General features: G+C 39.7%; 20 protein-coding genes and 3 riboswitches (1 of these 23 only partly in view). Of the genes, 6 read left to right on the top strand and 14 right to left on the bottom strand.

Features of this window, described 5'->3' with window-relative positions; genetic code table 11:
- The 7 genes from MKY15_RS10475 to MKY15_RS10445 all read right to left on the bottom strand — a co-directional run.
- Positions 1 to 49, bottom strand: the beginning of a protein-coding gene (locus MKY15_RS10475; RefSeq protein WP_067205559.1) for an NCS2 family permease. It extends 1,286 nt beyond the left edge of the window; only the first 49 of its 1,335 coding nucleotides appear in the window; the start codon lies at positions 47 to 49; its stop codon lies off the left edge, out of view.
- 94 nt (positions 50 to 143) lie between these two features.
- A riboswitch (purine riboswitch) is annotated at positions 144 to 245 on the bottom strand.
- Complete coding sequence (guaA, locus tag MKY15_RS10470; RefSeq protein ID WP_342539735.1) at positions 237 to 1,544, bottom strand: glutamine-hydrolyzing GMP synthase; 1,308 nt, start codon at positions 1,542 to 1,544, stop codon at positions 237 to 239. It overlaps the preceding riboswitch by 9 nt.
- Positions 1,545 to 1,731: 187 nt before the next feature.
- A riboswitch (purine riboswitch) is annotated at positions 1,732 to 1,832 on the bottom strand.
- Positions 1,833 to 1,863: 31 nt separating this feature from the next.
- Positions 1,864 to 4,050, bottom strand: a complete 2,187-nt coding sequence (locus tag MKY15_RS10465) for a transglutaminase domain-containing protein (protein WP_342539643.1) — start codon at positions 4,048 to 4,050, stop codon at positions 1,864 to 1,866.
- A complete protein-coding gene (locus tag MKY15_RS10460) occupies positions 4,047 to 5,252 on the bottom strand; it encodes a DUF58 domain-containing protein (protein WP_342539642.1) in 1,206 nt (401 codons plus the stop codon). The genes MKY15_RS10465 and MKY15_RS10460 overlap by 4 nt, the downstream gene beginning before the upstream one ends.
- Positions 5,249 to 6,199: a MoxR family ATPase gene (locus MKY15_RS10455; protein WP_067205537.1), complete on the bottom strand. Its 951-nt coding sequence runs from the start codon at positions 6,197 to 6,199 to the stop codon at positions 5,249 to 5,251. The genes MKY15_RS10460 and MKY15_RS10455 overlap by 4 nt, the downstream gene beginning before the upstream one ends.
- A gap of 143 nt (positions 6,200 to 6,342) precedes the next feature.
- Positions 6,343 to 7,167: an ammonia-dependent NAD(+) synthetase gene (gene nadE, locus MKY15_RS10450; protein ID WP_067205534.1), complete on the bottom strand. Its 825-nt coding sequence runs from the start codon at positions 7,165 to 7,167 to the stop codon at positions 6,343 to 6,345.
- A gap of 15 nt (positions 7,168 to 7,182) precedes the next feature.
- Positions 7,183 to 8,652, bottom strand: coding sequence for a nicotinate phosphoribosyltransferase (locus MKY15_RS10445; protein WP_340741370.1), 1,470 nt, complete (start codon positions 8,650 to 8,652; stop codon positions 7,183 to 7,185).
- A gap of 175 nt (positions 8,653 to 8,827) precedes the next feature.
- On the opposite strand from MKY15_RS10445, the gene MKY15_RS10440 reads away from it, so the two are divergent.
- Positions 8,828 to 8,998 (top strand): hypothetical protein, encoded by a 171-nt coding sequence (locus MKY15_RS10440; RefSeq protein WP_187046592.1) that lies wholly within the window; start codon positions 8,828 to 8,830, stop codon positions 8,996 to 8,998.
- 78 nt (positions 8,999 to 9,076) lie between these two features.
- Here the strand turns inward: MKY15_RS10440 and MKY15_RS10435 are convergent, their stop codons facing one another.
- The 3 genes from MKY15_RS10435 to MKY15_RS10425 are packed head-to-tail and all read right to left on the bottom strand — an operon-like array spanning position 9,077 to position 13,880.
- Positions 9,077 to 10,888, bottom strand: a complete 1,812-nt coding sequence (locus tag MKY15_RS10435) for an ABC transporter substrate-binding protein (RefSeq protein WP_187046591.1) — start codon at positions 10,886 to 10,888, stop codon at positions 9,077 to 9,079.
- 36 nt (positions 10,889 to 10,924) lie between these two features.
- Positions 10,925 to 12,421 carry an ABC transporter permease gene (locus MKY15_RS10430; RefSeq protein ID WP_338653669.1) on the bottom strand — a complete coding sequence of 499 codons (1,497 nt, stop codon included), beginning with the start codon at positions 12,419 to 12,421 and terminating at the stop codon, positions 10,925 to 10,927.
- A gap of 13 nt (positions 12,422 to 12,434) precedes the next feature.
- Positions 12,435 to 13,880: an ABC transporter permease gene (locus MKY15_RS10425; RefSeq protein ID WP_342539641.1), complete on the bottom strand. Its 1,446-nt coding sequence runs from the start codon at positions 13,878 to 13,880 to the stop codon at positions 12,435 to 12,437.
- A gap of 127 nt (positions 13,881 to 14,007) precedes the next feature.
- Here MKY15_RS10425 and MKY15_RS10420 point away from each other — a divergent pair, with 127 nt between their 5' ends.
- A complete protein-coding gene (locus MKY15_RS10420; RefSeq protein WP_340741367.1) occupies positions 14,008 to 15,747 on the top strand; it encodes an ABC transporter ATP-binding protein in 1,740 nt (579 codons plus the stop codon).
- Between the two features lie 240 nt (positions 15,748 to 15,987).
- Positions 15,988 to 17,031, top strand: coding sequence for an AI-2E family transporter (locus MKY15_RS10415; RefSeq protein ID WP_342539640.1), 1,044 nt, complete (start codon positions 15,988 to 15,990; stop codon positions 17,029 to 17,031).
- Positions 17,032 to 17,068: 37 nt separating this feature from the next.
- Here the strand turns inward: MKY15_RS10415 and MKY15_RS10410 are convergent, their stop codons facing one another.
- Both MKY15_RS10410 and MKY15_RS10405 read right to left on the bottom strand, forming a co-directional pair.
- Positions 17,069 to 17,521 (bottom strand): methylated-DNA--[protein]-cysteine S-methyltransferase, encoded by a 453-nt coding sequence (locus MKY15_RS10410; RefSeq protein ID WP_067213821.1) that lies wholly within the window; start codon positions 17,519 to 17,521, stop codon positions 17,069 to 17,071.
- Between the two features lie 43 nt (positions 17,522 to 17,564).
- Positions 17,565 to 18,158 carry a bifunctional transcriptional activator/DNA repair enzyme AdaA gene (locus MKY15_RS10405; protein ID WP_338653674.1) on the bottom strand — a complete coding sequence of 198 codons (594 nt, stop codon included), beginning with the start codon at positions 18,156 to 18,158 and terminating at the stop codon, positions 17,565 to 17,567.
- A gap of 129 nt (positions 18,159 to 18,287) precedes the next feature.
- Here MKY15_RS10405 and MKY15_RS10400 point away from each other — a divergent pair, with 129 nt between their 5' ends.
- The gene (locus MKY15_RS10400) at positions 18,288 to 19,220 is read left to right on the top strand and encodes a DNA-3-methyladenine glycosylase (RefSeq protein WP_342539639.1); all 933 of its coding nucleotides are present in this window, start codon (positions 18,288 to 18,290) and stop codon (positions 19,218 to 19,220) included.
- 257 nt (positions 19,221 to 19,477) lie between these two features.
- On the opposite strand, the gene MKY15_RS10395 is transcribed toward MKY15_RS10400, so the two are convergent.
- A complete protein-coding gene (locus tag MKY15_RS10395) occupies positions 19,478 to 19,978 on the bottom strand; it encodes a DUF2812 domain-containing protein (RefSeq protein ID WP_067205511.1) in 501 nt (166 codons plus the stop codon).
- Positions 19,968 to 20,315 (bottom strand): PadR family transcriptional regulator, encoded by a 348-nt coding sequence (locus tag MKY15_RS10390; protein ID WP_342539638.1) that lies wholly within the window; start codon positions 20,313 to 20,315, stop codon positions 19,968 to 19,970. The genes MKY15_RS10395 and MKY15_RS10390 overlap by 11 nt, the downstream gene beginning before the upstream one ends.
- Positions 20,316 to 20,464: 149 nt before the next feature.
- Between MKY15_RS10390 and MKY15_RS10385 the strand changes: the two genes are divergently transcribed.
- Positions 20,465 to 21,196, top strand: a complete 732-nt coding sequence (locus MKY15_RS10385; RefSeq protein WP_342539637.1) for a phosphate ABC transporter ATP-binding protein — start codon at positions 20,465 to 20,467, stop codon at positions 21,194 to 21,196.
- Positions 21,193 to 21,948 carry an iron export ABC transporter permease subunit FetB gene (gene fetB / locus MKY15_RS10380; protein WP_067205503.1) on the top strand — a complete coding sequence of 252 codons (756 nt, stop codon included), beginning with the start codon at positions 21,193 to 21,195 and terminating at the stop codon, positions 21,946 to 21,948. Before MKY15_RS10385 ends, fetB begins: the two co-directional genes overlap by 4 nt.
- A gap of 77 nt (positions 21,949 to 22,025) precedes the next feature.
- Positions 22,026 to 22,132: riboswitch (SAM riboswitch) on the top strand.
- Positions 22,133 to 22,166: the final 34 nt, after the last annotated feature.

The raw sequence follows: 22,166 nt of genomic DNA, 5'->3' as shown, positions 1-22,166 counted from the left end.
CTCGGCGATAATTTGTTCCGAGCTTATCGAACTCAAAATACTTTTTCATGTATAACTTCCTCTTCAAATAGTTTTTTTAGATAAAAAAAGCATGCGATAGTACTTCGCATGCTTCCCTAAAACAAATTCAAATAGAAGGGTTATCCCCCTTCTATTTGAATCGTAGTCGGGAAATTTAAGGTGTCCCGGTAGAAACTTCCGAGCCATATCCTCGGTTTTATACGATATCTTCTATTTTATTCCCACTCGATTGTGCCGCCTGGCTTTGGAGACAGGTCATAGCATACGCGGTTTACATTTTTCACTTCGTTAATGATCCGGTCAGTGATTTTCAGAAGAATTGGCCAGTCGATTTGTTCCACTGTCGCTGTCATCGCATCTACTGTGTTGACGGCACGAATAATGATTGGGTATTCATACGTACGCTCGTTGTTGCGTACACCGACAGACTTGAAGTTCGGAATGATTGTAAAGTATTGCCAAACTTTCTGATCCAATCCTGCGAGTGCAAATTCTTCGCGTAAAATAGCATCTGATTCGCGTACCGCTTCAAGACGATGAGGCTCAATTTCACCTAAAACGCGCACACCTAGACCAGGTCCTGGGAATGGTTGGCGGTATACCATATCGTGCGGAAGACCTAACTCAACACCACACGCACGTACTTCATCTTTGAATAGTTGGAATAACGGCTCCACTAATTCAAATTGCAAGTCTTCTGGAAGTCCTCCAACATTATGGTGTGACTTCACAACTTTATGCGTTTTTGTACCAGATTCTACGATATCTGGATATATTGTTCCTTGTGCTAAAAAGTCAATTCCTTCAAGTTTACGCGCTTCTTCTTCAAATACGCGAATAAATTCATTGCCGATAATTTTACGCTTCTCTTCTGGCTCGTCTACCCCTTTTAGTTTACCTAAGAAACGCTCGCTTGCATCCACGTAAACAAGGTTATCCCCCAAGTCTTTTTCGAACATTTGAACAACGCCCTCAGACTCGTTTTTACGCATTAAACCATGGTTTACGTGCACACAAATTAATTGCTTGCCGATTGCCTTAACTAATAATGCCGCAACAACAGACGAATCTACACCACCTGAAAGAGCCAATAATACTTTCTTATCGCCTACCTGTTTACGGATTAAAGCAACTTGATCATCAATGAAATTTTTCATATTCCAGTTAGCTTCTGCCTTACATGTATGGAACACAAAATCTTTTAAAAGTGCTTTCGTTTCCTTTTCACTTGGCCATTGCTCGAATGTTTTAAGTGCTTTCGTAGAAGGATGACCCACACTAATTATCGGAATGTTTAAAGCGAATATTTCATCTAATACGTCAATCGCTTCACCATCAACGATATTATTTTCACCACCATTTAAAATAATTCCTTTTACCGTTTTTAAACCTTCAATCGTTTGTGATGTAATATCATGAGGGTGAATCTCACTATATACACCTAAATCACGAATCCAACGGGCTATTGTCGTATTCTCACTACTGCCTAAATCCAATACTAAAATATTGTCCTGCTTCAAGATGATACAACCTCCTTTTAATTTTATTATTCCAGCCTTTTCCGGCTATTTTACCAATTTTTTCATCGTGCAACATAACTATATTCCAAACGTTCCACAAGGCCTTTTCAAATAGAGAAAAACGCGTCAGAAAGTCCAGCTTTCTGCGCGTCTCATCATCTATAAAAAAGCGAACAAAGCTCATATATCAATGAGCTAAATCCACCTTCATAGCCAAGTCATTTTCGGTAACTTGTAGAAACATCCGAACCGTATTATCGGATATATATGAGGGCACCTTGGGCTTGTTCTTTTTTCATCTTACTTCTATTTACGACAAAAATCAACCCGAAGACCTATTGATTAAATCTTCCCATATTTCCCGCAACACTACCCATTCGTGTTCAGTTATATTTCCACCGTAAAATCCCTTTTCATATGCAGTTGTAAGCATTTTCATTCTTTCTCCACCGAAGTAGTTGTCAACACTCGTTGCATAATCAGATAATGTCATACCAGTTGCCCGCTTCAAACCAGAACGATCCAGTTGTTTCAATAAACTGTTATAGCGCTTTGTAAATGTTAACCAATCTTCTTGTTTAGTACGATGGACATAAACTAGCACTTTAGGCAGCCACTTTACCCTACTAACGAATATTCGCCAGCCGGCAAAAATGACTATTAACACAATCACACCTATTATCCACATATTATTCCGGATCCAAGTACCCATAGTTTTGAAAATCTCACTATTTTTGAAGTTCCTATCTGCTTTTACCGTTTTTTCAGCCTGCTCTTTCTTTGGTTGTTCAGGCTTTTTCACTTCCGGTGTTAGTGTATCATCAAGGTTCAACTCGATATCATATTCAATATCCGTTAAGCTACTAAATCCAATTGTCGGTTCGTATGGCATCCAGCCAATACCAGGCATATATGCTTCAACCCATGAATGCGCCTCATTATTCGTAATTTGATAAACTTTCTCACCCTCGTCATTTAAGACAAATTCTCCGGGAGCAAAACCTTTTACCCAACGTGCTGGAATATCAATTGAGCGTAACATGACAACCATAGACGTGGAAAAGTTATCGCAGTATCCCTGTTTGGTATCAAAGAGGAACTGATCTACGTAATCATCGCCTGCTTTTGGAATAGCGACACCTTGCTGAGTATAAACAAAGCCATTTCTTCCAAAGTACTTTTCGATTGCCTTCGTCTTCTCGTAAACACTTTCCTGATTTTCTGTTATGTTTTTTGCAAGTTCCTCCACCCGTTCAGGTAATTGCTCTGGAAGTTGTAGGTACTGAGTTAAATCTTCAGCTACCTCTGAAAAATCTTCCATCCTAGTAGCCCTTAATTTTTTCAAGCTGTAATCAGGCTCTGTGAATTCGACTTGATACGAATCTAGGACCCCTTCCTTGCCCTCGATTTCTGTACTGTACTTTCCTGCTCCTTCCAAGTATTGAAAAACAACATCCTTTGTTGCGTATACTTTATTCATCCCATAAGGATAAACGATGAAAGAAAAGTCTTCCGACACCTTCAAATCCGCAAGTTGTTGGGCTGTAGCGTCTACATTTCCTTGACCCGCAATTTCCTCCATCTCCATACCAGGAGTATAACTAGTCTGTGAATCGTCAACAGATACCTGCTCCCAACCTTTTGAGGTGTATGTGTTTTTCGTTTCAATTTTCCAGTATTGTTCATTAGCCACTTTTGCTTCAATAACTAATGTAGAATCCTGCACAAACGAACCACCCAATGTGGAATCATTCGTATCGTATCCACTTTTAGCCACCCCACCTTCCCCACTACCTTGTACAAATGACTCAAAATAAGGTAGCGGATCTGGCCAGATGGGATCTTGTTTCGGAAGAATGTTGGCAAGCGTTCCACTCACAACAACTGCGAAAAGAAGTGGAACGGATATCGCTAGGAATGTACCTGTTGGAACTGATGTGTTGTGCTTCTCCGCAAGCCTAGTAATCGCAAGTAAACCAAGAAGTAATAACCCCGTCACCATAATTCGGAAAATAGCGCCACCTGCAGCATATCCACCGAACGTATCAATGAACGCTATAAATAGAATAGTCATGATATAAAATAGCAAAATACTTTTCCTTACTTCAATCCAATGACGGATAAGATAGGTCGTCATCCACAGTAGCGCGAAAAACAACACAGTTCTAAATGGATTCGTAATACTTTCCCAGTCACCATTTATGATAATTGGGGCATTCGAAAGGAAGTCACCTGATACATATACTAGTGTTTCCTTTGTAAATAGTACCTTTTCAAAAAATACATAATGGGTCGCTACTACAATGAAAATAATCTTTGTAGGAACGACTATCCACCACTTTGCTTTAATTAATGCCAAAAAAAATGATAGCGCCACAAATAATAAAAACAGTGATAAATGATCTGAATTGGTCAATTCAATAACCGGAATTAGCCATTCCCTTAAAAGGATCAATGCCAGTATATAAAGAATTAGTAGCAGTTGCCTATCAATTCGCGCTCCAGTCATAATCGCACCGCCTCTTTAAAAGCATCTGAAAACTGCTTCTGTTCTAATAAATGCACGGTAATTCCCTTCGATTTTGCAAGTCTAATATCCTCTTCAATCCTTTGCAATGCTGGATCATCACGTTTCACTACGACCATGCAAATGATAGATTCAACGTTTTCCACACTTAGCAGAACTGATTGTATGAATGGCCCATCGGGGTTCCCCGTGATCAATACAATACTGCCCCCGTGTTGAAACGTGGTTCCAAAGTCAGCTAATGATGCTTCATTCGCAGGCTTAATCTTTGCCAAGTGAACCAATGCCATATGAAGTTGCTCTTCCGACTGTATAAATGGGAATAAGGAGGGTTTAGGACCCGTCGTCATCAAGGCAAGATCTGCCTGATGATTTGATGCTTCTTTCAATATTGAAGCAGTAAGTTCTACTAGCTCCTCAAACATTTTCGACTCTCTGCCATCCATGATTATAAATAACTCTTGTGATCGTCTATCCTCAAACTCCTTTGTCATCAAGGTCTGCGTTCTAGCAAACGATTTCCAATGAATCCATGTCACCCGATCACCTGACTGGTAATTGCGTACACCCGTTGCCATCGTCGTATCTTTGACGATATTTAATGGCGAGGCCATCGTACCTTGGTCATATTGTGTATTAAATGGTACATAATGAATACCTGTCATTTTGGGATACACTAGAATCATATTCTCTACTTCAATAAATTTCGTTTTTCGGAGCCATCCAAAAAAGTCGGAAATCTCGACTTTCACCCCTTGAAGTATATGTTCACCCCTGGGTATTTTTTCGATTTCGTATTCCCACTCAACTTCTTGACGGAATCCAAAAACAAACAGGCGTTTTAACTTTTCACCTGCCAAAACAACTATTTCGGGCTCTGCCCACTGTTCACTTACAACGGTATAAAGTAAGGGAAATCGATTTTTACGTTTAATAGATAAAGAAACAATCAACTTCTCACCATTTTGCACATGAGGTGTCCGAATGGTACGTTCCACAGTCATTTTCGACATTGGATAGAAAAATAGTAATAGAGAATAGATTATAAAAGGCAATATAATATAAAAAATAGTCCAACTGACCATGCCGCCTTGGAACATGGCAAAAACAAATGTAGAAACCAAGACGAACAAAACAAATAGTAACCGGCTCGAAATATCAATCATTTTCCTAGCAGTTGTCATTTCAGCTGAACCTTATCTACAGGTACACGTACTTTCATCAAAATTCGTTCTATAATTTCCGAAGTGGAAATCCCTTCATACTTGGCTTCAGGGCGTAAAATCATGCGATGTCCAAAAACGAATGGCGATAAGTACTGAACATCATCCGGTGTAACGTAAGTTCTCCCTTTTATCATCGCATAGGCCTGACATGCCTTCATAAGCGCAAGAGATCCTCGGGGACTTACACCTAAATAGACATAGGGATTATCACGCGTCTGCGAAGCACATTCTACGATATAGGACTTAATAGTATTATCGACTTTAACTTCTGTTACAGCCTTTTGGAGTTCGATTAATTCTTCAAGTGATACTACGGTTTCTAACGTGTCAATTGGAACGGCCTTCTCCGCACGATCAAGTACTTCAATCTCTTCCATTTTCGTCGGATAACCCATCTTCAGTTTAAATAGAAAACGGTCAAGTTGCGCTTCAGGTAGCGGGTATGTACCTTCATATTCAATCGGATTTTGTGTTGCCATGACAAAAAAGGGTTGCGGAATTCGCATCGTTTCTCCATCTATCGTCACGGTGGACTCTTCCATCCCTTCCAATAGAGAGGATTGCGTCTTTGGCGAAGTCCTATTAATTTCATCGGCTAGAATAATATTCCCCATGATGGGTCCTGGCCTAAATTCAAATTCCATTTCTTTAGGGTTATAAATTGAAACGCCTAGAACATCGGAAGGAAGTAAGTCCGGTGTAAATTGAATTCGCTTAAAATCTGCCCCAATTGACTTAGCCAATGCTTTTACCATCATCGTTTTTCCAACACCTGGCACGTCTTCAAGTAGGACATGCCCTCGGGCAAGAAGTGCGGTAACACTTAATTCGGCGATATCTCTTTTCCCAATCATCACTTTTTCGATATTGGTTAAGACTTTTTCAATCATCTCTTTATGTGTCATTTCAATTCCCCCAATTGTCTATTACGCTAAATTTGTCCGAAAATTAACAAAACATACCTTTATAATACAGGATATCTAATTCTCACACAACTTAAGCACTGATTAGAAAATAAAAAGGAGCCCCAATAAGGAGCCCCCTGAAGTCATTTCCAAAAATCATCAAAAATTGTAATCGGCATATGCCGTTTATGCTTTGAACGGAGAAAATGATTCTCGATTGCTGTACGGGATCCCTCCGGCAACTTTTTACCTTCAAGATAATTATCGATATCGTCATAGGTGACACCAAGCGCTACTTCATCAGGAATAGCCGGTCTGTTTTCTTCAAGATCCGCTGTCGGAACTTTCAAGTAGAGATGTTCAGGGCATCCAAGTTCCTTAAGTAGTTGTTTCCCTTGCCGTTTGTTCAGCCTGTAGATCGGCATAAGGTCTGCACCGCCATCCCCGAATTTCGTATAAAATCCGGTAATGGCTTCCGCTGCATGATCACTCCCGAGAACAATACAATCATGCATGGCCGCAACTGAGTATTGAACCTTCATACGTTCCCGTGCTTTTTCGTTTCCTTTAGCAAAATCGGTCAACGTAACGCCACCTGCTGTCAATGCACGTTCACTCGCATCGACAGCTTCTTTTATGTTAATCGTGTAGATTAGAGACGGCTTAATGAATTCCAATGCATCCTGGCAATCCTCCTCGTCAAACTGAGAACCATAAGGCAACCGGATTGCAATGAATTTAAATCGCTTAGTTTCCTCTTCATCATTTAATTCATCAACAGCGAGTTGAGCAAGTTTCCCGACAAGCGTCGAGTCTTGCCCACCTGAAATTCCAAGAACAAAGCCATTTAAAAATGGGTTTTCCCTTACATATTCTTTCATGAAGTCAATCGATTTCCGGATTTCCTCTTTAGGTTCAATGATTGGCTGCGCCTTTAACTCAGCGATAATTCTATCTTGTAATGTCAACTTCAACAAACCTCCTTAGCCATTAATAAAGTCTTCCACCATTTCCTGGACTTCCTGGATATTACGCATCTTATTGTCCCAACATTTTTGGCTTAAGTCGACCGGATACTCTTCGGGATTAAGGGATCGTTTATATTCATCCCATAATAATTCCAAGTTTTCTTTTGCGTAATCACGCATTTGTTGAAGAGTCGGATTATTATAGATGATAACCCCTTGTTCTACGACTTTGACGTGTAAGTCCTTCGCTTCAAAATTCGTAACAAACTTCGAGATGAATGTATGGACGGGGTGGAACATTTTGATGCGTTTCTCGGATGCAGGATTTTCATCATGCATCGTAATATAATCCCCTTCTGCCTTACCATTTTCTCGGTCAATAATTCTGTATAACTTTTTACGTCCAGGCGTCGTTACTTTTTCGGTTGTCGACGAAATTTTAATCGTATCTTCCATTTCACCGGCATCGTTTTCTATGGAAACAATTTTATAGACGGCCCCAAGTGCAGGCTGGTCGTACGCTGTGATCAATTTCGTTCCAATTCCCCATACGTCTACCCTTGCACCTTGTGCTTTCAAGTTGAGAATTGTATATTCATCCAAGTCATTTGAAACGAAAACTTTCGCATCCAAGAATCCAGCTTCATCCAACATACGGCGCGCTTCCTTGGATAGGAATGAAATATCACCGCTATCTAAACGAACGCCGATGAAATTGATTTTATCACCAAGTTCTTTAGCTACTTGGATTGCCGTCGGAATGCCTATTTTTACTGTATTATACGTATCGACAAGGAAAACACAGTCCTTATGACGTTTAGCGTATGAATGGAATGCTTCGTATTCACTTTTATAAGCCTGAATCATTGAATGAGCATGCGTTCCCGCTACAGGAATATCGAATCTTTTCCCAGCGCGGACATTACTTGTCGCTTCAACGCCGCCAATGAACGTAGCACGTGCACCCCATATCGCCGCATCCATCTCGTGTGCACGCCGACTGCCAAATTCCATCACTATTTCGTCTTTGACGACTTGTTTGATGCGGCTTGCTTTCGTCGCAATAAGCGTCTGATAATTAACGATATTAAGTAGAGCGGTCTCAATCAGCTGTGCTTCGATAAGTGTCGATTCCACGCGAATAATAGGTTCATTCGCAAAAACCAGCTCCCCTTCAGCCATGGAATAAACAGTGCCTGTAAAACGTAGCTCCTTTAGATAAGAGGTGAAGTCATCTTCATATCCGAGATCATCCTTTAAGTAAGCAAGATCACTTTCACTAAAATGAAACCCTCTTAAATAATCGAGAACTCGCTCAAGCCCCGCAAATAACGCATAGCCATTACCGAACGGCAAGTTTCTGAAAAAAAGTTCAAAAACCGCTTTTCGTTCATGTATTCCATCCGCCCAGTATGATTCCGCCATATTGATTTGGTATAAATCCGTATGTAAAGCCAAGCTGTCATCCGCATATTTCGAACTCATGTCAATCTCCTTCTTCCGCATTCTAATGGTTCAAGTATACACTATTTACCCTATATTCGACTTAACATAACATGATGTGACATATCCTTTTATACCTTTTTCACAATTATGAATGAATTTGTCCTCCCGAGCCATATTAAAAAGAACTGGTTCTAATATACGAGGAGGTATTTTAATGAAACAAGACAATGAACGAGATGCAAACAAAAACGAGACCTTATCCGAAAAAATAAAAAAAAGAACGATCGATCAAAACGGCATTCATGAAGAATTATCCCGTGAGTTCGCAACCCTCGGTGACCGAAAAAAAGCGATGATTGATTTTTATCGTTCGACAGAAAAGTAAAACATGAATAAAAAAATGTGAGACTAAATCCTAGTAACAACGGATTTAGTCTCACTTCATTAATAATACGAATAGATATTAGTTACCCGCTTTATAATCATTCAGAAACTCTTGAACTTTAGCTGGATCTGCCTTCAATTCATTCCCTGTGTCTACCAGTGGGCTGACCGTAGAAACAGCCTTCTTCTTGTTCCCTTGATAGAAATTCAGAATTTCATCTTGGTTGATCGAGTAAAGAACGGCTTTTCTTAACTCTTCACTCGTTGATACTTCACGATTTTTTGTATTGAAAAGCAAGTAACTTACAGCATTACTATCATTTTTTTGCAAGAATAGTTTGCTGTCACCTTCAACCACGTCGTATTTTGTTTCTGGGACTCCGTTGAAAATATGGATTTCACCATTGCGTAAAGCTGAAAGCGTGCTGTCCGGATCTTGGATGAAGCGAACTGTTACATTTGAAATTTTCGGTTCGTGCTCTGTCCCCACCATATAAGCAGGGTTTTTATAGAAAATACCTTCGTAATCATTTTTGTGTGACAAAATGTATGGGCCACTCGCGTACAATGTATTGTTGTATTTAGCACCCTCTATGACTGTGTTCTGATCTCCGTAAGGAATGTCTTTACTCACATCAAACGAAGAAACATCATACGTATTAATACTCTCAACTTGTTTTTTCGAGACAATCCCCGCAGATTGGTGAGCTAAATAGTTCAGTACTTGTGGGAATGGAGCTGTTGTTGTCATTTTTACCACTTGATATTTCCCAGTCGCATTATCGGCTTCTTTTTTATCAGAAACAAGCTCCCCGATTTTCACATCCAAGTTCTTCTCAAGCCCTTCTCTGACTGTTGCATCACTTCCTGATTGCAAAATATCGAGATCAGATAGATCTGTGACTACTTCCACTTCGTTAATATGTTCATGTAAACTATACGTACGGTGATCCGGTACTGAATTCGGGTCTTTTGCACGATTCATCGAGAAGATGACATCGTCCGCTCCTACGCGTTCACCAGTATCTACAGCTTTTCCGTCTGTAATTGACGCAAAATTGATATCATCACGAAGAAGGAAGTAATAATCTGAATTGCCCTCTGCGATGCTGTGATTATAAGATAAAGAGCCGTCTGAAACAACAACGTCATCATCTGTCAAGTTAACGAGACGCACATACATATTTGTATTCAATGTATTGATAGATCCATCATTCCCTTTAATAGGATCGAGGGACGTCAAAGTTCCAATAGCTTGCTGAATGATTAATGGATCCGTATCTCTTTTTGATTTGTCAATGAAATCAATAGGTTCCCAGGCAATTGCACGTGATTTAGCAAGCCTAACTGTGTCTACGTCGAGAATGTCTTTATTAACTCCCTGTGCTTTAAATGAATTATAAAGAGGTGCAATGTAAGCTTTGTCAAACACTAGACGCTGTTCTAATTGCTTGTATGTCTCTGCAAACTCATCAGACGTTTCTGTACTTGCCTTTTCAATCAATGTATCAACTTCATCATCAGCCATAATACTGTTATCACCGTCTGATTTGAACAGTGCTCGAACAGCATAATCGGGGTTCCCCGTAACTGTCGTCCAGCTAGATAATGCGACATCATAATTCCCTGCATCTTTCTGTGCAGTGAAGCTTCCGTAATCAGGCTGAATATTCAATTTCACATCAAAGCCATTTTTTATAAGCTGATCTCGTACAATATTCATATCTTCTTCCCCAGAACCCATACCCAGAAGTTCGATGACCACCTTACTTTTATCCGTCTTTGGTTCTGTATTGTCATTCTTTTTATCGGAAACATCCGATTTCGTACTTACACATCCGGCCAACACCACCATAATTGCTATTAAAATCGTCAATAAACTTTTCTTCATTATTAATTCCCCCTTATTATTGTTTGGTATTTATGTTCAATCCATTCTTGGATCAAATGCATCACGCAATCCATCTCCCAAAAAGTTAAACGATAATACAAGTAAGATAATCGCAAGCCCCGGGATAATGGCTAAATAGGAATGCGATTCCAAGTATGTGCTACCGATTTTTAAAATATTTCCCCATTCTGGAATATGCGGTTCCACACCGAGTCCTAAGAAACTTAAGCTACTCGTCGCGATGACAGCGCCCCCGATTGTCAGTGTTGCCTTGACAATCATCGGCGCGAGCGAATTCGGCACTATCTGTCTAAAGATAATAGAGAAGTCCGATGAACCGAGCGCACGTGCTGAATCGACAAATTCATAGTTCGACACCATCATGACATTCGCACGCATCGTTCGGGCATAGGTTGGGATGGACCCCACACTAAGCGCTAAAATAAGATTCGTCGTATTTGCTCCAAATGCCGCAATGATAGCAATTGCCAATAAAATTCCAGGAACGGCATATAGTACATCAAGCAATCGCATTATGATATTGTCCGTCCGCTGACTGTAATACCCGGCTAATGCACCTAAGAATCCACCAATAACTACCGGTATGGCCGTTGAAGCAAACCCTACAAGAAGCGAAATTCTTGCACCAAAGATGATTCTTGAAAACAAATCCCGTCCGAAATTATCAGTGCCAAACGGATAGACAAGGCTCGGTTTTTGAAGTATTGCACCATAATCATTTTCAACTGCCATATCGTAGTCAAACGTAAATACACTGCAAACGGATATGGAAAACATGAGAGTGATGAAAAACAAACCAAGTATCGCCGTTGAATTACGGGTAATCTTCTCCCACATCGTATTCCACTTCGAAATCCTAGACTGATCATGACTGCGAACCTTTAAAATCAAGCTATAGCCAAGCAATAGTGCAAAAATATTACCCGTCAATGCGGTAAACAGAAGTAATATGGCAACAATCATCATCCAAGCTGGCGCACTTTCTTCCTCAACATATTTCGCTGTGAGAACAAGTGTCACGACTTGAAAAATCATTATTCCTAGCAAGATAATCATTGCCGTTAAAAATGAATCCGCCACATATGACTTGAATAAATTAAGTGATGATATCGCGATGATAAAAACCTGAGTAAGCAGCATATAAACGGCAAACGTATATTCAGGTGTCTTCTTCTTTTTAATAAGATTAAATGCAAATGCTACAGTGAAAATATTACCCGTCATTATACTAAACAGCTGTATGTAGCCGAGCTTTCTTGTCGAACTTCGAATTTCACCTATTGTCAGAAGGTCTCGCTTCACCATCCACGTAAGAATCATTTGAAAAATAGTGAACAACGCATAGGCCGCAAATAAGCTGAAGACCGAACTTTTCAACTCCCCTTCTTTGAAATTGAAACTGTTCAGTAGCAAGACGACTGTCAGGATTAAAGAAATAATCCATGTGAAATTTGCTTGTGTATATTCCCTCGATAATTTCAATGCATGTTTTTTATTTAGATTCACCTTCACACCTTCTCCTGCTCTACGATTGCTTCATCTTCGAACGGATGCGAGGATCGAAAAACGCATACAAAATGTCGATGAGCACATTGACTAATGAAATCGTTATTGCAATATAGATAACTCCACCCATAATAGCGGGAATATCGGGAATGAACTGCTTGTCTACGATGTAACTTCCGATTCCGCTAATGTTAAATACTTTCTCAGTCACCGCCGCTCCCCCGAGCATTCCCCCGAATAGCAGACCAATGACTGTAATAATTGGTATCATTGCATTGCCAATCGCATGTTTCCAAAGTACTTGAAGCCGATTGAGGCCCTTCGCTTTAGCGGTAATGATGTAGTCCTCATTGATGATTTCCAACATCGAAGAACGTGTCATCCTCGCGACAGATGCAGTCAATGCAGTTCCAAGCACAACAACAGGCATGATGATAGAAAGCCAGTTTTGAGGACTATATGTGGCCGGTAACCATTGTAATTTAATAGAGAAGTTCAAAATAAATAGTAATCCTTGCCAAAAGTTCGGAATCGATAATCCAATCAATGCAATAAACATGAATGAATAGTCCAAAAATGAATTCGGCCTTGTCGCAGAAATGATGCCTACCGGGATAGCGATGACAACTGCCATCAGTAATGATAAAACCGCAATCGTTAATGTGATTGGGAATTTATTCGCTATACTTGCTGCGACATCCTCATTGCCGGCATAAGAAGCACCTAAATCAAACGTCGCGATTCCTTTTAGCGCATTCCATAATTGTGAAAGATATGATAAATCCAAACCATGTAATTTATTGAATGATGCGATTTGTTCCTTCGTCGCCGCCTCGCCAAGAATATTCGCGGCAGGATCAAACGGCGATAAGTAAAGTATCGTGAACACAAGAACTGCAACGCCAGCAATAACAAAGATACTCATAATCAATCGTTCAACTATAAACTTGATGTACGGATTGCTGAACAAAAGAATAAGTAGATACATAAAGATGCCTGGAATGAATGAAGCAAGCAAGAACAACGGTTTTCCAAGCAATGATTGAAAGTAAGTTGAATACGTAACTTGTTGAACACCTTTCTGTCCCGCTAGCTGATTTGTTTTTTTCGTTAGCGTTTTTCTAAATTGTTCTTCGGCAAGCTCCTCCACTTGCCTATCTATTTCTCGCTCATTTACTTCTTTATTGAAGAATGATTGTTTCCGTAGTAATTGTTCTTTAAAATCAAGCATCGCCGCCTCTTTATAACCTGTTGATGTCAATGATGCCCTTACCTCTTCATAAATTGAAGAGTATTTATTGTCTCCTCTTTTCGACAGATAGAATAGAAATACAATAACATGAACCGGCAAACCTAAAATTAGTAGCAAATACTTATAAGTCGGTCGTCTTCCCATTTTGCCAAACGTATATCGGAGAACATCTGATAATCTAAAATAGGATGTCGCTTCTTTATTCACTCGCATTGAAGCAATTCCTCCTTCCCGATATTGTTTAATTCCTATTGGTATAGTAAAGTATAGATTCGGTAACTATTTAAGTCAATGTAATTTTTAGTTAAATATAATTTCAGATAATAGGCAGGTGTTTTTATTGGAAACAGTATTAAAGGTAAGTGATCTACGCGTCTCGTTTTTGGGCCACGACAAGGAATTTGAAGCAGTCCGTGGTGTCAGTTTTGAAGTGAAGAAAGGTGAGACACTTGGTATTGTAGGTGAATCAGGAAGTGGAAAAAGCGTGACAGCCCGCTCAATTATGCGCCTCCTCCCCTCTCCCCCTTCTTATCTGAAAGATGGAGAGATTGAATTTCAAGGTGAAGATCTCGTGCAAAAAACGGAAAAAGAGATGGAGAGTATCCGCGGTCGTGATATAAGCATGATTTTTCAAGATCCGATGACTTCATTAAATCCAACAATTCAAATCGGTAAACAAATTGCGGAAAGTTTAATTAAACATCAGAACTTATCTAAAAGAGATGCGAAAAACCGTACCATTGAACTTTTGAAACTTGTAGGTATCCGTAATAGTGAAGATCGTTTTAGCCAATATCCGCATGAGTTTTCAGGTGGAATGCGGCAGCGCGTCATGATTGCGATTGCACTCGCTTGCCGTCCGACCCTATTGATTGCGGATGAACCCACGACTGCACTTGATGTGACAATACAAGCCCAAATCTTAAATTTGATGAAAGATATGCAGCAACGTTTTGGAACATCCATCATACTGATTACCCATGACCTAGGCGTTGTTGCCGGCATGTGTGATCGTGTCGCTGTTATGAAAGACGGGGAAATTGTGGAGACCGGAACGACGGAAGAAATTTTTGATAACCCAAAACATTCCTATACAAAGAAACTGCTCAATGCCCTTCCTCGCCTTGACGAGAAAAAGAAGCCTAAACGCACTCCTTTACGTACCATTGGTATAGAAAAAGGGAAACCCCTGCTAGAAGTGAAATCACTAAAGCAGCATTTCGACGTTGGGAAAGGCAATATAGTGAAAGCCGTGGACGATATCAGTTTTCATATCAAACCCGGAGAGACGCTCGGTCTTGTTGGCGAGTCGGGATCAGGTAAGTCAACGACCGGCCGCGCCATTTTGCGCCTTCACGAACCGACAGACGGAGATGTCTTGTATCAAGGGATGGCCATTAACCGGCTTTCGAAAAATGAAATGAAAACGATGCGGCGCCATATGCAGATGATCTTTCAGGATCCGTACTCTTCACTTAATCCACGCTTTAAAGTGCTTGATATTATCGGTCAAGCATTAGACATTCATCGGTTGAGTAAAAATAAAGAGGAACGAAAAAAGAGGGTAGAAGAGTTGCTTGTTATGGTCGGACTCGAACCTTCCCATGCAATGCGCTATCCACATGAATTTTCCGGTGGACAGCGCCAAAGAATTGGTATTGCACGTGCACTTGCCGTAGAACCTGACTTCATAGTATGCGACGAACCGTTATCCGCACTCGATGTTTCTATCCAGTCGCAAATTGTGGAATTACTGGAAGATCTTCAGCATCGGCTTGGACTCACCTATCTGTTCATTGCGCACGACTTGTCTATGGTTAAGCACATTAGTGACCGGGTCGCAGTTATGTATGCGGGGAAAATTGTTGAGCTTGCCGAAAGCGAAGAGTTGTACTCTAACCCACAGCATCCCTATACAAAATCGTTACTCTCAGCGATTCCAATTCCTGACCCTAAAATAGAATCGAAGAAAAAACGAACGTTAATGGAAGATCAAATTGAGGAGGATAAATATCAACTATTGCAATCTGAGCTAATCGAGGTTTCAAAAGGACATTGGGTAGCCATCCCTATCAATTAAAATATGTTTCAAACTTCATTTATTGCAACAACTATAATATAATAAAACATGAGCTGAGGAGATATAACCTTTTCCGGTGTATAACTCCTTTTTCACAGCTAGTGCTGCATATTCGTTCGTAAGCTATTTTTTAAAAGAGATTTTCTAATTTATAATCTCTACAAATCATGGCAATACTAACAATGAAAGGTCTCATTTCTCGTTTTCACTTGTAATTATTTATGAAGGAGCTAAAGTCATATGAATGGGTTATTAGACATTTTCGAGAAAAAGGGACCACGGCGTATTCTTATTTTCGCTTTGATTATTTTAATTCTTTACAGCGTCAAAAGTATGATGAATATTATATTGCTTACCTTCATTTTCGCTTTTTTGTTGGATCGACTTATTGAGTTTACGCTCAAACGTGTACATTTTAACCGCAAGCTGCTAGTCATTCTCCTGTATACAGTGATTGTTGGCTTACTGACAGTTGGTGTTGTTAAGTATTTGCCTATAATCACAATGGAAATCAGTCAAATTATTGTAAGAATTACAAACTTCTATTCCACACCTCATGATAGTGTACTGCTCACCTACTTAGAATCCGTCATCTCTAGTAATCAAATTGCAGCCTATTTGGAAAATGGTTTTTCATTTTTGTTAAAATATTTCTCTGATATTAGTAAAACAAGTATTCAAGTCATACTTGCCCTCGTATTAAGCTTATTTTTCCTGCTAGAAAAACCACGGTTAATAGAGTTTACAAACAAATTTAAAGATAGTAAGATTGCTCCCTTTTACTTCGAAATTGAGTTCTTTGGTAAAAAGTTCACGCGTACATTCGGAAAAGTGATTGAAGCCCAATTTATCATTGCAATTGTTAATACAATATTGTCCGTGATCGTATTACTCATACTCGGATTCCCACAAATAATCGGTTTGGGAATTATGATTTTCTTTTTAGGACTCATTCCCGTTGCCGGGGTCATCATTTCACTTGTCCCTCTGACGATAATTGCTTTTACAATCGGAGGATTCCTGAAAGTTGTTTATGTTCTCATTGCAGTTATGATTATTCATGGCATTGAAGCATATATCTTAAATCCAAAACTGATGTCCTCCAAAACAGATTTACCCGTTTTTTACACGTTTATCGTACTGATTTTCTCACAAAACTTCTTTGGCGTCTGGGGACTCATTATCGGTATTCCCGTGTTTGTCTTCCTACTTGATATACTTGATGTCACGAATAAAGAAACTGCGAATCACATACCTGTTCCAAAAAGCAAAAAGACAAGGTGAGATTAACTTCTCCCTTGTCTTTTTTTATGTCGAAACACTATCTTTCCAGTTCTAGAAGTTGCTCTTTCATCTCTAAACCGGCCCTGAAACCACCTAACTTACCACTTTTCGCAATGACACGATGACAAGGAACAATAATTAAGACCGGATTGGCACCAATAGCGGTTCCAACAGCTCGTACCGCATTCGGCTTTTCAATCCGTTCTGCAATTTCCGAATATGAAACAGTCCGTCCGTACGGAATTTCTTGCAAGGCCTTCCAGACAATTTGTTGAAAAGGAGTACCGTGAAGATCGATTGGCAATGCAAAATCCCTGCGTCGCTCTTTCAAATAACCCATTAACTCAACTGCGTGTGGCTGTAAGATATCCGCTTCTTCTATCAGAACATGACTTGGAAGCCGTTTGTTCACCCACGCTTCCAGTTCTCCGAATGGTGCATTCGGGGTACCTATATAGCAAAGCCCCTCTGTCGTCGCAGCTATATACATTTTCCATTGTGAGTGATTAAGCAATGTCCAATACACGTTATTTTTACTGTTCTTCTCCACTAACCTCTACCTCCCTCACTAGTTTTCGATATTGTTTTGGTGTTTGTCCAGTTTTCATTTTGAATAGCGTGATGAAATAGGACGGATTCCGAAGCCCCACGCTTACCCCAATTTCAGCAATGGATTTATCGGTTGTAGTAAGTTCAGACATCGCTTTCGTTATTCTGATCTTTTGGATATATTCAACAGGCGTCAGCCCCGTGATTCTTTTAAATGTTCGCTGAAGGTGATAAGGACTTCCATGGCACATGTCTGCAAGTATTTCTAACGTCAATGGCTCCTGAAAATGCTCGTTTATATATTCTCCAATTTGGATAGTCCATTCTTCATCAGGTAAACGCAGCCCACCCGGCTTACAGCGTTTGCAAGGTCGGAATCCATCTGCTAGCGCTTCCGCCGCATCATTGAAAATACGGACATTCTCTTTTTTTGGATCTCTTGATTTGCAAGATGGTCGGCAAAAGATACCCGTCGATTTCACGGCATAAATGAAGATTTCATCAAACCTTACGTCGTTATGTCTAATTGCTTGCCACTGTTCGTCAGTCAACTGCCTGACTTGTTGATGATCGCTCACGGAATCACCTCTTTCTCTTACCCTAAGTATACCTCCTCTATTTCCAAAATAAATGCTTTTCAGGACGTAACAGCAAGATAGCGAAACTTTTCCACCTGGGATTATGGTACAACTAAACATATAGATAAGATGCAGAGGAGATCTTTTAAAATGCTAGTTAATCAACAAGATCATTTGATAATAGCCGTTCCGAAAGAGTTCAATTTCAAAGAAAATATCAGCTATATGTCCAGGTCAAACAATGAGTGTATGTTTGAAATCCGTGATGGTAAAGTGATCAAGGCAATTCCAGTTGGGAATGAGATTCTATTAGTCGAAGTCAGCGAAAATACAGAGGGTAACCTTCTGGTTCGGTTTATAGAAAAATATACACCGTCTAGCGATAGCGTCCGGGATATGGTCGTCCATTATGTACGTGATTGGTTCGATCTCGATACTGATTTGAAACCTTATTATGAGATGGCGAAAAGGGATCCATTGCTTCAACAAGCAGTAAGTGAGTTTTATGGATTGCGAAACATCGGAATCCCTGACCTGTTTGAAGCGTTATGTTGGGGAATTCTTGGACAGCAAATCAATCTGACATACGCATATACGTTGAAAAGGCGCTTTGTGGAGACGTTCGGAAATTCGATTGAATGGGAAGGACAGTCATATTGGATATTCCCTGAACCAGAGTACATTGCGAAGCTTACAGTCGAGGATTTATCGTCATTAAAAATGACCGTAAAAAAATGTGAGTACCTGATTGGGGTTGCACAGCTTATCGCAGATGGAAGCCTATCCAAAGCTCAGGTATTGGGAACTGGGAACTTTAAGGAAGCGGAAAACATGCTTATCAAAATCCGCGGAATTGGGCCCTGGACTGCAAACTATGTCTTAATGCGCTGTTTGCGTTTCCCAAACGCGTTTCCAATTGCTGACGTCGGACTTCATAACGCCATCAAACATTTGACAGGAGCAGAAGAAAAGCCAACGAAAGAAGAAATTTTAAAGCTTGCTGCACCATGGGAGAACTGGGAGTCCTATGCGACGTTTTACTTGTGGCGTTTTCTTTACTAAGATCAAGTAATTTCATGATTGGTTATTCAATCACCTCCCCTTGGAGATAAAATAGAAGGGCAAACTCAAATTGTTTGCCCTCCACTTTTTTATTAAATCATCTCGCTTTATTTACCAAGGGGGTTTATCTTCATTCGATAATCCAATCATATATATAGAAAAGAATATCGCTAAAACAGCGGTTAAAATCAAGGTTGTAATGACGATTGGTGAATGAATTTCAAATAGTACTTGCTGAAATAAGCATCATTTATTAGTCAATAAAAATCAATTTTTCTCTTCAAGGAAATAAAAACGTACAAGTACAAAAGAATAACAAGCATAATGATAACCGTCATAATTATTTGAGTCAACTGACCTTTCCACGTCAAAAACAATCCAATTTGCGATGTTAAAAAGATTATAAATAATATCAGATAAAATTTCATCATCCGCTGAAACGTTTCTTTTACTGACTCACCATCAGAGTAAATCTTTTTTACCCCTGACTCATTTGCTTCTGTACGAAAATAATGAAATTGCTTTAGAGCGCTGTCTACATATTGCCAACCGGCATCTTTACATAGTTGCATATACTCTTCATTCGCATCCCGGAAATCAATTTGATAGACATATGATTCATTAGGATTTTCATCGAAGGTATAGGTAAATAATCCATACTTTTTAAAATGAAATCCTTGGCGTGACATATCCGTCAGCCACTGCTCTTCTTTATCAACACTCGAAGCAAGAAAAATCTTGAACCTTTTAACAGTCATCTTCTTCGCCCTCCATTTCTTTTATGATGCTCCTGGCGTTTTTCACAAGTGATTCAAGCCTCTTAAACTCAAGCTGAAGCACTTCTTTACCTAAGGGTGTCAGCTGATTATACTTGCGGCGTTCTGCATCATCTATGTCTACTTTTTGAATGACTTTCTGCTTTTCTAATTTTCCTAGTGCTCCATATAATGTCCCGGGACCCATTGTAACTTCCCCCCGACTTATTTTTTCTACGTCCTGCATAATGGCATATCCATGACGTACTTCCCTTAAGGACAGTAAAATATAATATGTTGCCTGCGACAATGGTAAAAAACTTTCTGGCTGTTTTATCATTCTTTCACCTTCTCACTATATCGCTTATCGCTATATCGATTAACGATATAGTAACAAACATTTTTTGGAATTGCAATAGATTTTCCTTGCATGACAAAACTACCTAGATTAGAATTATTATAAATAAGAAACTGGTAGGAGAGAATGTAATGTCCAATTTTTATAAACCCGCCCTACACTTTCATGACGCCAATTATTCCATTGGTGACGTACATATTTTAAAAAATATTACGGGCTCCTTTCCGGAAGGGAAAATCACAACGCTCGTCGGCCCTTCTGGAGCAGGAAAAACAACATTGCTTAAATTATGTAACGGGCTGATCTCATCTACTTCAGGAGATATTTTCATTCACGATAAACTCATTTCCACATATGAACCCGTTGAACTACGCCGCCATGTCGGAATCGCACTTCAAAGCGCACCAATGATTAAAGGCACCGTCTATCATAACTTAGCTCTCCCTATGGAACTTCAAGGTAAAAAATTGCCTGAACAGGATGCCATTAAAATTCTAAAAGACGTCGGATTAGATGTGCAATTTTTACATCGTAAAACCAATGAATTATCCGGTGGTCAGCGTCAAAAAGTATCCATTGCTCGCACACTAATCAACCGCTCTGAAATCCTATTACTGGATGAAATCACATCCGCCTTGGACCGAACATCTTTACATGAAATCGAAGAATTAATCGTCAAGATTAACCGGGTGTATGGCACAACCATCATCTGGATAACACATAATTTAGAACAAGCCTTATCAATTGGAGATTACACTTGGGTTCTAATGAATGGTCAAGTCATTGAAACTGGCGAAAGTGACTTATTGAAATCACCAACAAATGAATTTGTGAAGCAGTTTGTGCAAGGAGGCGTAGAATGAGCTATCTTACGTTATCCATTACACTTATATTTGTAATCATACCTTTACTACTATCAAAGACTCTACGTTTAGATTTGGAAAAAGACACAATCATTGCGACAATTCGGTCCATTATCCAATTGCTTATGGTCGGCTATATTCTTAAATTTGTCTTCGATTCTGAAAACATATTGTACATTTTGTTAATGGTTACATTAATGATTGCAGCGGCAACACAAAACACCCGTAAGAAAGGAAAAGCAATCAAGGGAATCACTTGGAAAATCGCGGTCACATTACTTTTTGTAGAAGTACTAACCCAGAGTATTCTACTAGGCTTTCAAATCGTACCGCCAACCGCACAATACATCATTTCAATTAGCGGCATGGTGATTGGCAACTCAATGGTGCTATCAATCCTATTCCTTAACCGGTTCACAGCTGAGATTGAAACGCATCGTGATGAAACCGAACTCATCCTTTCTCTCGGTGGAACGCCAAAACAGGCCATTCATAGACAACTCATCAACGCAATCAAGGCAAGCATGATCCCGACAATCGAAAGTCAGAAGACAATGGGCTTGGTTCAACTTCCAGGTATGATGAGTGGTCAAATCATCGCAGGTGCGGACCCCATCCAAGCGGTTCAGTTCCAATTGCTCATCATATTCCTATTATTGACGACCGCTGCAGTGACAAGTGTATTGCTTGGCTTTTTATCATATCCAAGTCTATTCAATCAACGGATGCAGCTGCTGAAAGACAGATTTTAATAATTCGCTCTTGTTTTATTTTCCATGTCATGATAAAGTTATTGAAATTGTTCTTTTCACATAATTCCATAATTTGATTCTTATCAAGAGAGACCGAGGGATTGGCCCTATGACGTCTCAGCAACCAGCCTGTTCAGGTACGGTGCTAATTCCTTTAGGTGTTCATTTCCCTAGAAGATAAGAAGATAGTCTACGATATTTCGGGGACCCTCTTCTTA

This window comes from Sporosarcina sp. FSL K6-1540, from assembly GCF_038620285.1.
Taxonomy (GTDB): domain Bacteria; phylum Bacillota; class Bacilli; order Bacillales_A; family Planococcaceae; genus Sporosarcina; species Sporosarcina psychrophila.
Note: the sequence above shows the minus strand (reverse complement) of the source record. Positions and strands in the feature narration are given on the sequence as shown.

Excerpts from the sequence above, each read along its gene's own strand:
- MKY15_RS10465 (WP_342539643.1), bottom strand. The coding sequence starts at position 4,050 with ATGACTGGAGCGCGAATTGATAGGCAACTGCTACTAATTCTTTATATA.
- MKY15_RS10460 (WP_342539642.1), bottom strand. The coding sequence starts at position 5,252 with ATGACAACTGCTAGGAAAATGATTGATATTTCGAGCCGGTTACTATTT.
- MKY15_RS10455 (WP_067205537.1), bottom strand. The coding sequence starts at position 6,199 with ATGACACATAAAGAGATGATTGAAAAAGTCTTAACCAATATCGAAAAA.
- MKY15_RS10445 (WP_340741370.1), bottom strand. The coding sequence starts at position 8,652 with ATGAGTTCGAAATATGCGGATGACAGCTTGGCTTTACATACGGATTTA.
- MKY15_RS10440 (WP_187046592.1), top strand. The coding sequence starts at position 8,828 with ATGAAACAAGACAATGAACGAGATGCAAACAAAAACGAGACCTTATCC.
- MKY15_RS10435 (WP_187046591.1), bottom strand. The coding sequence starts at position 10,888 with ATGAAGAAAAGTTTATTGACGATTTTAATAGCAATTATGGTGGTGTTG.
- MKY15_RS10425 (WP_342539641.1), bottom strand. The coding sequence starts at position 13,880 with ATGCGAGTGAATAAAGAAGCGACATCCTATTTTAGATTATCAGATGTT.
- MKY15_RS10415 (WP_342539640.1), top strand. The coding sequence starts at position 15,988 with ATGAATGGGTTATTAGACATTTTCGAGAAAAAGGGACCACGGCGTATT.
- MKY15_RS10410 (WP_067213821.1), bottom strand. The coding sequence starts at position 17,521 with ATGTATATAGCTGCGACGACAGAGGGGCTTTGCTATATAGGTACCCCG.
- MKY15_RS10400 (WP_342539639.1), top strand. The coding sequence starts at position 18,288 with ATGCAGAGGAGATCTTTTAAAATGCTAGTTAATCAACAAGATCATTTG.
- MKY15_RS10395 (WP_067205511.1), bottom strand. The coding sequence starts at position 19,978 with ATGACTGTTAAAAGGTTCAAGATTTTTCTTGCTTCGAGTGTTGATAAA.
- MKY15_RS10390 (WP_342539638.1), bottom strand. The coding sequence starts at position 20,315 with ATGATAAAACAGCCAGAAAGTTTTTTACCATTGTCGCAGGCAACATAT.
- MKY15_RS10385 (WP_342539637.1), top strand. The coding sequence starts at position 20,465 with ATGTCCAATTTTTATAAACCCGCCCTACACTTTCATGACGCCAATTAT.
- fetB (WP_067205503.1), top strand. The coding sequence starts at position 21,193 with ATGAGCTATCTTACGTTATCCATTACACTTATATTTGTAATCATACCT.